Origin of the sequence: Corynebacterium sp. HMSC035E02 (assembly GCF_001836065.1) — a bacterium.
Classification (GTDB): Bacteria; Actinomycetota; Actinomycetes; order Mycobacteriales; family Mycobacteriaceae; genus Corynebacterium; species Corynebacterium hiratae.
On sequence record NZ_KV827305.1, the window covers coordinates 1 to 11,413 of the forward strand.

Sequence of the window (11,413 nt, forward strand, 5' to 3'; positions counted from 1 at the left end):
CGAACACCTACGCGGCATCGCCCTAGGATTTAAAAACTTCAGGCGGTGGAAGGCGAACCAGGACGCCAGAGCGATAACCGAACCGCCCACAAGCGCTGCGACCAGGTAAATCAAGGCAGCCTTGAGGGAGAGCTGGTCATCATTGAAAATCTCGTAACGGTCTTCGTCGGTGAACTCGCCTGCGAGCCGGTTTGTGGAAAACTCTGTAGTTTCGTCAAAAGCTGGCGAAGCCTGTTGGGCTTCGCTGCATGATGAGGTGTCGGCCTGCTTGTCAACCATGCTTTTAAGTGTTGCACACGAACGTGAACGACCGGATACCTGCGACGTGGATATCGCTTTGAGGGACGAGTTCTTTAGAGTTTCACGGTAAGGTCTTTACGCGTCGCGAGAAGGAAAGCTCTCCAAAGGATTATTGAAGAACTGGCAAGCCCGATGACCAATCCCCACCACACCCCGTGAGGCCCTAGACCGATGGGAAAAGCAAGTATTAAAGCAGCTGGCAAACCTATAATCCAATAACCAGTGAGGGATGCCTTCAAACCAGTAGTGGTGTCGCTAATCCCGCGCAGGAGACCGATAGCTATGTTTTGTGCAGTATCGACAAATTCCATCACTGCGCCAATAGCCAACAACCCCAATGCGATGCTTAATGTCTCGGTGGCATTGGATTTCTCGGAGCTGCTTATAAATGGGGAAAGTACGAGGCGGGGAGCGCAAAGAAAGCTGACGGAAGCAACAGCAACGATGGCAGCCATCATCGTTTGAGTTCGAATGCCGACTTGGCGTGCAAGGGAGTTGTCATTCAGACCCCAAGCGCGACTCACAAGAATAGAGCTGCCGTGGGAGAACCCAACACCAATCTGGAAAACAATAAAGGTTATTTGATAGACGACGTTGTGCGCTGCGAGTGCTTCTGTGCCAAAGGATCCCATGACCATCGCCAGCACAGAAAACATGCCCGCTTCGGCTCCGTAGGTTGCTGAGACTGGAAGCCCCAGACGAAGCTGAGTGCGGACGAGGTGACGGAGCCTTCCGTGCATCGTGTCTCCGTCGGCACTCCAGAAATCGAGGGCAAGAAAAGTTGAGAGGTCGGGATCTCGGATGGTGATTCGCAGATAAATTAGGGCCGACAATAAATGAACCAGTGTGGTGGACAGTCCAATGCCTAGCAGACCCAATGCAGGAAACGGCCCGAATCCAAAACCGAGCGCGTAGTTCAACGCTGCATTCACTACGATCATCGCCACGGTTATGTGTAGTAGCGATTTTGGTTTGCCGAGGCCTACACAAAACTGACGGGAGACTTGGAACCACAAACAAGGAACAAGACCTGGCGCGAGCAACCACATCATGGAAGTGGCTGCGGAACTAATCTCAGCGGACTGGCCGAAAAACGGTAGGGCGTAGGCAATCGCCATCAGAACCAGTGCTCCCACTAGACCGCTGACAGTTGCTAATAGCCAGCCGGCGCGTGAGAGGTTGCGAATTTCGCGTTGCAGCGTAGCGGCAGATAGTTCGGAGTCCGCTCGCTCGCGAGATTTGCTTTCGTAGAGTGAATGAGCCGACGCAATTCTATTGCCCAGCGGTGTTAATAGGCCCACGGCCATTGTGCGTATCTGGTTAAACCACACAACTGCCAAACCTCCGCCAGCAAGAGCCCCGAGGCTAAGTTGGCCCATCATGAAAGTGTCGGTGGTTGAAATTGCGATATTCGCAAGCTGTGTGCCGGCAAGGGGAAGAGACAACGCCAAAATCTGGCGGTTTAGTTTCTGAGAGGTAGCTCCGGGCACTACTTTTCCTTCGACCATGAAACTCGTGTTGAATTTAGCGAAATTGGGCTTTCCCCAGCGCGCAATGACATAACTTGTTCCCAAATTTTGTCCTCGAGGGCGACATCGAGTAAACCACGTTCGGACATCCACTCATCGTTGAATACGGTATCTAGATACTTTTCCCCTCCATCGCACACCATGGTCAACGATGTAGAGCCAGCGGGAAAGCCCGGCAGGAGCTCGAGGGCTGCTATTACGGCTCCGCCAGCAGATCCTCCCAGTAGAAGCCCCATGTGCTTTCCGATTGTTCGGCATGCAGCGAAAGCTGCTTTGTCGGATACCTTTGCTCCGTAGTCGAGTAAGTCGTAGCGAACTGAAGTGCCGATAACTGCACCTTCGGGGGTGCCCGTTCCAGATTGCCAATAGTCGTGTCCAGGAGCACCGAATGCAATGGAACCTTCCGGTTCGACGCCTATAATAGTGGGACGGTGTCCCAATTGATGGAGACGTTCAGTAACTCCAAAGAGGCTTCCACCTGTGCCTACGGCACTAATGATATGAGTCGGACTTTCCCCAAGATCATTCAAAATTTCATCAGCTGCAGGGTAATAACCCATCGAGTTTGCGACATTGTCATGCTGCTTCATGAATACCCAGCCGTGTTGTTTGCCGAGCTCCTCAGCATGGTTTTCTCTAGCCGATGTGGCGAGCGAATCGTCATCTTGATTGGAAACGAAGCACATCTGTGCATTCATTGCACGCATGGAGTTCAATTTATCTTTACAAGAATGATTATCGACGACTGCTACGAAGTCGTATCCGCGCTCAAGTGCAAGAAGTGCTAAGCCCTGTCCAGTATTACCGGAAGTCGATTCAACGATAGTGCCATGCTCTTGAAGTCGGTTATCCTGCTCTGCCGCCTTAATCATCGACTGGGCCATCCGGATTTTCGCACTTCCAGTTGGGTTGAATTGCTCGAGCTTAAGCAAAACGCGACTTTTCTGGGGCGTACAGACAAGCTCGAACAGAGGAGTATTGCCAATGAGTTGAGACATCTGCGTATAAATTCTTTTTGGCATCTTTATTTGGCCTCTGTTCTAGCGATCTTCCGTGATGGTCATGGTGACAGGATTAAAGGCGTATTTCTGAGGAATCCGATATCCGTGGAAAGCAGACTCGTTCGAGTCCATTTGATACCCGGCTGTGTCGGGATAGACTAGGAAATCTCCAGGTCGAGGCCTGTCGGGGAGTTGAATCATTCTTTTGCTGAGATAATCGCTGTCTAAGCACGTTGATCCGGAAACTGCTGTTGCGGTAGCTACTCCCGAGTCGATAATGACTCCGTTGCGCACAAGGTATGGGTCCGGATAATACTCCGAGTTGAACCATTGCTCTGAGAGGCTGAGACTAGTTCCACGTACGACAGTTACTGTCCGTGCAGCATTGGGCAATGCGTGACACGAAAGAACAGGAAAGAAACTAGCACCCGCGAACTGGCATAAAGACCGTCCAGGCTCTGCCAAAATCTTTATGTTGTGACGATGAGCGCGCTGAGCCATGGAGTCCGAGCTGCGTCGAGTGGACTCCATATCTCGACGTGTCAGTGGGCGATGTTGATTAGCTATAAACCGTAGTGAGTATTGTCCGGATAAAGGTGATCCGAACGGATATTGGTCTTTAGGTTTATCCGAATCTATGAACATTTCGTTTTTTAGTCGAGATTGCAGGTTTCGCCAGACTCCATACTCGACTGAGCTTGTGGGAAATCCACCTCCAATGGAAATAGTGTCGGCCCGTGGAGACAGGGAGCGCACCTTGAGTAGGGTGTCGATTGCCAGATGCGACATGTTTATCCTCTCGTGGAGGTCATAACCGTTGCAGTGGAAACTTAGGCCGGTAATTTCGATGTTGGCACGGCCTTGGCTAAGACGAGCGGTTAGAGACAAGGCGGTATCGATGCTCATACCAAACCGTGTGGAGGGGGTTTGGTTCGCAATCCGGAGAAGAACTCGGAGCTGATTAGGCGTATCGATTTCGTCGACAAATTGGGAAATTATTCTTGAATCTACTTCATTGGAAATCGTTAGAGTTGCATCGTGGCAAACTGCCAAATGGATAAGTTCTCGACTCGGTGTAGCACCAGTAATGATTAATTTATTTCCTGGTACACCAGCGGCCAGAGATGATTGGAACTCTTCGACGCTGGCGACATCGATTCCACTGTCGAAACCACGAAGAGCACTCAGTGCTATCTCGCGACTGAAGTGCGCGGACTTATTTGCCTTTTTGCCAAACCGGATACCGAATTTAATGCCGACTTCCTTAGCGGTTGTATGCCAGGCTGAAAGTGTTTGAGCAAATTGGTTTGGGCAAAGGACATGAAAAGGGGTGTCGGAAAGCTCAGCAATGAAGTCAAGTTTCCCTGAGCCAATCAGAGCCGTTTGCCAGCTTGGAACATCAATCTTGCATGATATGGCACTTACCACAGGGATATCTCCGTCCCGAATCCCTGCTTAAGACCTTCCTTGGCGAGGATTTGGCCGACAGCGATATCGGTTAGAACTAGTCCGCTGTTATAGCAAAACGTAGTTTCGTCAATACGAGGCAGTTTGCGCCCTTTGCGGAGCAAATCGGATAGTTCGGCATGGACATTCGGCAACCGACCATCGGTGTCAGCGTAATCGCGACCGGTAACATTCATCTGTTCGATACTCGTCGTGATGACTCTGCTCGCTTGATGACAGATATCAGGGGCGATTCCGTAGCCCACAACAACGACGGTTGCGTGCCGGGGAATATCGGATGCTGTGACAGTACAACGAGTCTCAGGTCCAGCGGCCCCGATAATGAGATCACAGTTTGAACTCACAGTTGTAGGATCGTCTACAATCTTGATTCTTATTTTTCGGCCAAGCTTCACTGCTGCTGTTGATGCAATCTTGGCGCCTTTCTCTAGTCCCACGCTGTGGCTGCCGGCGAGATAAATCGTGTTTAATGTTTCAAAGGTTTCAAGGAGAAAAGGGGCTGCGTTTTGTCCTTGGGTTCCCGAACCGATGATGAGAGCGCTCTGAGGAATTGCACCAGCATACTGTGCCAATAGCGCTGAGACTGCCGGGGTTCTGAGAGTTCCTGCCGCAGCGCCGTCGAGAAGTGCAATAGGATATCCGCTGGAATCGTCGTACAGTGTGAGGGTCGTGTAATAGCTTCTATCCCTGGCGCTTTGTTGGTGAGTTTTGCTCCAATGGGTATAGGAAGTCTTGAATCCGACGGAATTTGAAGAACGACTTCTGCCGACCATCGAGTAACTCACGCTTTCAGGTACTTCAACTTTGATTTTCCCTGGGCACAGAGTTCCTGGCTGGTCGAGCTCGATGAGAGCGGATTTCACCGACTCGAGTACGGACTCGGGTGAAATTTTTATTTGAGCTAATTCTGATCTGCTGAGGACGGTCAGGTTAGTTCGCTGTTTCATAGGATTTCACCATCCATAAATCGGATGTGTTGGCCGTAGCCGGGTTCGTTGATTTCATTGATGGGGCGTGTGTTTTTGGTTCCCATAATGTTGATGCGTAGCATCCAGCGGTCGGTCCCGTCGTAGTTGGCTACGAAAGGTACTCGTCCGTGGGCGCATCGGTCATTGTTGATGATGACCATCTGACCTGGCTTTATAGGCACCGTATAGGTGACAGTGTGAAGAGCCTGTTGAAGCTTCTCAAATGCCTCCCACCACTGTAAGGTTCCAGAATTTTTGTCTGTGTAGGCGGGGTCAAACCTCATGCCTAAATTGCCATCAGTTTTCCAGATTGATGTCATGGCAGTAGGAGCTGCATATTCGTAATCACCGTAAGATGCATCTGGAATAATGATGGCTCCGTCCCCGGTTAGAATTTTTTCGAATCTACATCGAGTAGATGCCATGCTTCATCGATGGGGGCCAGCGTAGTGCCGACATTTTTGGGGTTACGAAGACCAAATAAAGCGAAGTGCGTCGCGCGCCGCGGATGAAAAGCATCTTCCGTGTGCAGAGTCAATGTGGTGTTGCTGCTGGCGCCAACTTGCTGGTTCTCCTGGCCGCGGGTCGGCACCAAGTCTGTGGTGATACGGCCTTTCTGCTGTCCGAACCATCCGAATGGGCGACCGACAGCGCTAGCGATAATCGCAAGAACGAATCTCCAGGTTCGGACCTTGCCAACGCATTCCTGCCACGTGGCTGGGGTAGGTCCGTGAACTGCAGGGAAGGGAAGTCCATGGATGGAAGTGGCATGGGCAGTAGGGGAGAGCAGAATTAGTTCTTTCAGTTCCTCCAGCTCATCAGTCAAAAGATGATTGATGGCATTGTACGAGTCGGGAGAGTTAATCTTCTGTGTCGCAGCCAGTTCGTCGGCAGCTTTAACGATCCTGTGTGAGAGTTCTTGGCTCAGGTGCAAATTCTGCATGACAAAGAGATTAGGTGAGGGTAACCTATGCTGTAAAGGGTGACCTAGATAATTATTCTTAAAAGAATTTCGTTAGTAGGCTTGCCTAAGCTTTACTGCTGCTGTAGTTGTTAGTAATGTCTTTTCTCCTGTGGGCAGTCTTTCTTAGAGATTAAGGAACCATCATGACCAATTTTTCTCGACGCCAATTCCTCGCTGCAATGGCAGTTATTGGGACAGGCACTTTTCTGACGGCGTGTACGTCACGAGAGTCGACGGCAGGGGATGGGGCTGCCAGTGGGGATGAAGTCGAAAACGTTAATGTGCTGCGTGTTGGGGCTCTCGGGAAAGCGGCAAGCGCTCAACGAGACCCTTACCAGCTTTTGCCTAATGATTCAGATATGCTTATTAGCTCCCTGATCTGGGAGGCTCTGACGGTGCCGGGCGAGAAAGAAACTGTAGTGCCACGCCTGATGCAGGAATGGAAACAGAATAATCCGACTGAGTGGGAATTTATGATTGCCGACGGCGCTACCTTCCATGATGGTTCCTCGGTCACATCTGAAGATGTCGTGTGGTCGTTGAAGAAGATGCTTTCGGATGAGGAAAACTCATTCCGGCTTCCAGTGATGCCTGATAGCATTCGTGCTGCTGGAGCCAACGTCGTTGTGATGGAAACTGCGGAACCGAATTCACAGCTTCCGATGCTTGCGCGATTGATGACCTTCGTGATGAAGAAGGGTTCTTCTGCTGAAAAGCCCATTGGATCGGGGCCGTTCCAGCTGGTCAGTTGGGAAAATGGTTCTGCTAAGCTCAAGCGTTTCGATAACTATCACGGAACAGTAGCAGGAGTTGCTGAGGTCCATGTCATTCCATTTGAAGACTCCACCGCAATGACTAATGCGCTGTTGTCCGGGCAAATTGACTTAGCTCAAGCTGCGGGTCCTATTGCGGCCCGATCCGTCGAAGGAAATGAAGATATAAAGATTGTGCGCCGGATGAATGACTCGGTTATTCCACTAATCATGCGTACCTCAGATGGGCCTTTCTCAGATGTGAAAGTTCGTCAGGCGCTGCGCCTTGCAGTTGATCGGGAGCAAATCATCCAACGAGCTCTCTCCGGTTATGGAACCCCTGCAAACGACATTCTTGGAACGGCAGATTCGAACCTGGATTCTTCGTTAGTGCGTAAGCGTGACGTTGTGAAAGCGAAGAATCTCCTCCAAGAGGCAGATTTTGACCTTGAGAAAACGTATGACTTGTACGTTACCCCTGAGGCTCCGGGTCAAGTAGAGGCGATGAAGGTTATCGCTGATCAGGTGAAAGAAATCGGCATGACTCTCAATGTAGTGGAGCAGGATTCGGGTACTTTCTACGACGAGACATGGACCAAGGCAGACCTATATTGTGGCTATTGGGGAACTAACGATTCCGTGCTCTTCTTCGCCGGGAAGGTTCTCGACGGTGACGCGGCCTCTAATGAGACCGCATTTGATGATGCTGAATTCAACGAGATCTATGACCAGGTACTGGAAAGCACCGATACTGAGAGAATTAACCAGCTAAGCCGCCAGCTGCAGAAGATTGAGTTCGAGCGATCCGGGTATCTGGTCTGGGGTGCATCTGACGGAGTCGATATTGCGAGAGCTAATTTGAGTGGTCTGCCTAAGGCTCCAGGCTATGGTCGTGTCCTTCTTGAAACCGTCCAGAAGGCTTAGTGTGCCAGCGGAAATCGCGCGTTGGCTTATTCCTCGGCTGATAATTCGTGGAGGCTTACTTTTCGCAGTTCTCGGACTTGTTTTTGTAGCGATTGATTGGCTGCCCGGTAATGCTGCCTCCGCAATCTTGGGCGCAAACCGGACCCCGGAAGCTCTGGCAGCGCTAGAAAGAAACCTGAATCTTGATAAGCCGCTTATGGCCCGCTTCCTGAGCTGGCTGGGAAGTGCGTTTGCGGGCGACTTTGGTACTTCCGTAAACGGAGTACCGATTATTAATCTGCTGAGTTCAGCGCTGCCTGTGACGCTGGCAACAACTGGTATGGCATTTTTAGTCACTGCTGTTCTTTCGGTAGCAATCGCCATTTTTTGGGCTTCACGTGCTGAAAAACCCTGGATTTCGCACATTATTGACCGATCGACAGTGGCATTAATTGCGCTACCAGAGTTTGTCGTTGGTGTGTTTCTGGTAGCGGTATTCTCTCTCTGGCTTGGTTGGTTTCCCGCGGTCACTATCACCGCGGAAGGCTTGCCAACCCAGATAAGTATGTACGCATTACCGGTTATGGCGCTGGTAATTCCTCAGGCGGCCTGGAATTCGAGAATGCTTTTCGCAGCGTTCGAGGATGCTTCTCACAACACTGCGGTCCGCAATGCTGAGCTAAACGGAATCGTGGGAAATCAGCTGGCACTTCGACATATCCTGCCGCTATCCGCACCGACATTTGCTACTTCAATGGCTACAACAGCAGGTGTTTTGGTAGCAGGGACAGTCACAGTCGAAGCGTTATTTAACCATCCTGGAGTGGGGCTTTTGGTGTCTAATGCAGTCGCGCAACGGGATATCTCGGTGATTCTTGCCGTACTTGCTGTAACAGGGGCGATCATATTGGTGTTGCTGACTGTGGCAGATGCAATAAAAGTCGCATTCACCCCGAAGGTGCAACTATGATTCGAAGGTTTTTAGCGGGGGCCTTTATCGCCCTAGTGTTAGGCGGACCGGTCGCTGCTGGTTTGTTTGGCATTGAACTGTCGGCGCATGGCGTGCCCTTCGCTAACGGTAACGAGGAGGGTTTCCTAGGAACAGAACACCTGGGGAGAAGCGTGGGCGCTGCAGTGCTTGTCGGTGGCCGGTCCTTGGTCGTAACTGCAATTATCGTCGGTTCTTTGACCACGGCATTTGGCGCTCTATTCGGTATCTTGGGGTCGCTAAAGCCAAAACTGGGCTTCTTTATTGAAGCAGTGGCGGATGTCACCATCTTGGTGCCCGCAGTAATTCTTTTGCTTTTAACCGCAGTCTTGTATCCCAATGGTGGGCTACCAGCGCTTATTGGTGTTTCGGTTGTGGTGGGTACGCCTTATGCTGCCCGTGTGGTCGCCAGCGCCACCTATCCCGTTGCTAACGCTGGTTATGTTCAGGCTGCGCTGGGCAGTGGCGTATCGACCGTCTCGATAATCTTGCGGGACATCATTCCCAATATTTCCGCAGTACTTCGTTCGGTATGGAGTCTTCGCATTATCGAAGCGCTGTATGTGCTGGCTACGGCGAGCTTCCTTGGGGTCGGGAGAAGCCTCGGTGAGTTTGCATGGTCAGCGATGGTGCGGGATAACGCGAGTGGAATATCACTGAACCCCTGGTCAGTACTTGCACCAGCCGCCGCGTTGGCAGCGACATCGATTGCTGTAGTGGCCCTGATTAATGGGAGGCAGAAGGAACCGAAGGATGTGCCGAGCTCGTGATTGATGTAGATATTTCCGTGATGCAAAGCGGGCACGTTATCCTACCCCGCACAGTGCTCACTGCCCGAGCGGGTGAAATTACGGTTTTAACTGGGGTGAGCGGCTCCGGGAAGACCTCACTTTTAAAGGCATTGATTGGTGCGGTACCGGAGAGATCGGAAGTAATTGGTGAGGTTTCTGTCGAGTCCAGTGAGTGGCGAGATGTAAACCCGCTGGAGCTTTCATCATGTGAATTAGCTCATTTTCGCCGTGAGCACATTGCTTTCGTAGGACAGGATCCGGGCGCCGAGTTGCCACCATTGATGTCAGTAGCCCGGATGCTCCGGGAGCTAGCTCCAGCGGCCGACGTTGCAGCGTTGCTGCAGCGTGTAGATCTTCCAGCCAGCATTGCTTCCCGACGTATTCACCAGCTTTCTGGTGGACAGCAGCGACGGGTGGCACTGGCTCGGGCACTATCGCGTTCGCCTGAAGCCATCGCTCTTGATGAGCCCTTCGCCGGCCTTGACTCCGATACTTCGACGGTAATCGCTCATCTGCTAAGAGGCCTCGCGGATAGTGGCGTTACGGTCATTTTCACCGCCCACCAGGTTCCTAAGCTTGCGATTTGCATTGACTCGGTCGTGGCTGTCGGGAATGGAACGGAAAAAAGCGATTCGATCACCCAGCGCGTGGAACGCCAGAGTGTAGAGACGACTTCTGGCCACAGCCCGCGTTCAGTAACGAAAGGCATCCAGGTCACAGAACTCTCCAAAGCCTCGATTGGTGAATCTATGCCGGGGGCGGGGGCAGGGGCGGGCGCGTCTCCAGTCTTAAGAGTTTCCAACCTGAGCTGCGTGAATAATGAACGCGTGACTCTTTTTCAGGGCCTCTCTTTCGCTGTACAGCGTGGCACTATGGTTGGGGTCAAGGGACCGTCGGGAAGCGGAAAGTCGACACTACTTCGGTGCCTAATCGGGCTAAACCACGCAGAGTCGGGTGAGATTGAATGTGCTGGTGTAACTCGTGAAGCTAAGCGTACATGGCCACGGAAGAATCGTTTGATGATGCAGATAGTTCCGCAGGATCCTGCCTCTACGTTGAACCCGAAAATGACCGCGCTCGATGCCGTAGAGCGTGCAGCCCGGGTGTCGGTAAGGGGACGCCGTGACGCACGCCGAGCGGCAATAGATTTACTCGATAAAGTCGGTATCGATAAGCAGCTCGCACAGCGTAAGCCAAGTGGACTCTCTGGAGGGCAGAGGCAGCGTGTTGCAATCGCACGTGCTCTAGCCGTGCGCCCAAAGCTCCTGCTCTGCGATGAAATTACCTCGGCGCTTGATTATCAAGCAGCGACCAAAGTGATGAGCGTTCTGCAAGAACTCAACAGCGAGGGAATGGGCATAGTTCTAGTCAGTCACGATGATGAGCTGCTGCAATCGTATTGCTCCACGGTTATCCCAATTGGAACTGCAGCTGTGGGTTGAGACCAAAGCCCTGCTATTCGGGCCTTGGTCCCCTCCAGACCTTAAATAGGCAGCATCTTGAAGATCGGGCGCGGGATGTGCTTCAGCACCATCATCACCTCAACCACTACATCTTGCGATGCCTAATCCACTCCGGACAACTACAGGACAAAATCAACGCACTCTAAAACCGGAAGGGCCACTAAAATGACCTAAGTCAGGAAACGTTAGCGTTAAAACGTTAGCGCTTTAACGTCATAACACTAACACTAAAAACACCACTCAACCACCGCAATCATTTGGGGTTGCCCGCAAATCGTGGACACGTA

At 51.7% G+C, this 11,413-nt stretch carries 9 protein-coding genes and 3 pseudogenes; 5 read left to right on the forward strand and 7 right to left on the reverse strand.

Annotated features, from left to right (window positions below):
• The 7 genes and pseudogenes from HMPREF2635_RS01850 to HMPREF2635_RS13600 form a co-directional block, all read right to left on the reverse strand.
• Positions 1–279 (reverse strand): annotated as a pseudogene (locus HMPREF2635_RS01850) (hypothetical protein); the annotation flags it as partial.
• Positions 280–353: 74 nt separating this feature from the next.
• Positions 354–1,874 carry an MATE family efflux transporter gene (locus tag HMPREF2635_RS01855; RefSeq protein WP_237746008.1) on the reverse strand — a complete coding sequence of 507 codons (1,521 nt, stop codon included), beginning with the start codon at positions 1,872–1,874 and terminating at the stop codon, positions 354–356.
• On the reverse strand, positions 1,790–2,851 hold the full coding sequence (locus HMPREF2635_RS01860; protein ID WP_035011700.1) for a PLP-dependent cysteine synthase family protein: 1,062 nt from the start codon (positions 2,849–2,851) through the stop codon (positions 1,790–1,792). Before HMPREF2635_RS01860 ends, HMPREF2635_RS01855 begins: the two co-directional genes overlap by 85 nt.
• Before the next feature lie 18 nt (positions 2,852–2,869).
• On the reverse strand, positions 2,870–4,258 hold the full coding sequence (locus HMPREF2635_RS12835) for an alanine racemase (protein ID WP_076772194.1): 1,389 nt from the start codon (positions 4,256–4,258) through the stop codon (positions 2,870–2,872).
• Entirely contained in the window at positions 4,252–5,244 is a 993-nt protein-coding gene (locus HMPREF2635_RS01865; RefSeq protein WP_046648446.1) for an ornithine cyclodeaminase, read from the reverse strand. The genes HMPREF2635_RS12835 and HMPREF2635_RS01865 overlap by 7 nt, the downstream gene beginning before the upstream one ends.
• Positions 5,241–5,690, reverse strand: a complete 450-nt coding sequence (locus HMPREF2635_RS13595) for a TauD/TfdA family dioxygenase (protein ID WP_232745339.1) — start codon at positions 5,688–5,690, stop codon at positions 5,241–5,243. The genes HMPREF2635_RS01865 and HMPREF2635_RS13595 overlap by 4 nt, the downstream gene beginning before the upstream one ends.
• A complete protein-coding gene (locus HMPREF2635_RS13600; protein ID WP_232745341.1) occupies positions 5,654–6,208 on the reverse strand; it encodes a Fe(II)-2OG oxygenase family protein in 555 nt (184 codons plus the stop codon). The genes HMPREF2635_RS13595 and HMPREF2635_RS13600 overlap by 37 nt, the downstream gene beginning before the upstream one ends.
• Positions 6,209–6,372: 164 nt before the next feature.
• Here HMPREF2635_RS13600 and HMPREF2635_RS01875 point away from each other — a divergent pair, with 164 nt between their 5' ends.
• From HMPREF2635_RS01875 to HMPREF2635_RS13805, 5 genes and pseudogenes are all read left to right on the forward strand, one after another.
• Complete coding sequence (locus HMPREF2635_RS01875; protein ID WP_035010183.1) at positions 6,373–7,905, forward strand: ABC transporter substrate-binding protein; 1,533 nt, start codon at positions 6,373–6,375, stop codon at positions 7,903–7,905.
• 1 nt (position 7,906) lies between these two features.
• A complete protein-coding gene (locus HMPREF2635_RS01880; protein ID WP_035010180.1) occupies positions 7,907–8,854 on the forward strand; it encodes an ABC transporter permease in 948 nt (315 codons plus the stop codon).
• Positions 8,851–9,642 carry an ABC transporter permease subunit gene (locus tag HMPREF2635_RS01885; RefSeq protein WP_070821187.1) on the forward strand — a complete coding sequence of 264 codons (792 nt, stop codon included), beginning with the start codon at positions 8,851–8,853 and terminating at the stop codon, positions 9,640–9,642. The genes HMPREF2635_RS01880 and HMPREF2635_RS01885 overlap by 4 nt, the downstream gene beginning before the upstream one ends.
• 20 nt (positions 9,643–9,662) lie before the next feature.
• Positions 9,663–10,149: pseudogene (locus HMPREF2635_RS13800) on the forward strand (ATP-binding cassette domain-containing protein); the annotation flags it as partial.
• Positions 10,150–10,514: 365 nt separating this feature from the next.
• Positions 10,515–11,105: pseudogene (locus HMPREF2635_RS13805) on the forward strand (ABC transporter ATP-binding protein); the annotation flags it as partial.
• Between the last annotated feature and the right edge of the window lie 308 nt (positions 11,106–11,413).

Bases quoted from the DNA above. Each gene is read 5' to 3' on its own strand.
- HMPREF2635_RS01885 (WP_070821187.1), top strand. From the start codon at position 8,851: ATGATTCGAAGGTTTTTAGCGGGGGCCTTTATCGCCCTAGTGTTAGGC.
- HMPREF2635_RS01875 (WP_035010183.1), top strand. From the start codon at position 6,373: ATGACCAATTTTTCTCGACGCCAATTCCTCGCTGCAATGGCAGTTATT.
- HMPREF2635_RS01865 (WP_046648446.1), bottom strand. From the start codon at position 5,244: ATGAAACAGCGAACTAACCTGACCGTCCTCAGCAGATCAGAATTAGCT.
- HMPREF2635_RS13595 (WP_232745339.1), bottom strand. From the start codon at position 5,690: ATGGCATCTACTCGATGTAGATTCGAAAAAATTCTAACCGGGGACGGA.
- HMPREF2635_RS01860 (WP_035011700.1), bottom strand. From the start codon at position 2,851: ATGCCAAAAAGAATTTATACGCAGATGTCTCAACTCATTGGCAATACT.
- HMPREF2635_RS13600 (WP_232745341.1), bottom strand. From the start codon at position 6,208: ATGCAGAATTTGCACCTGAGCCAAGAACTCTCACACAGGATCGTTAAA.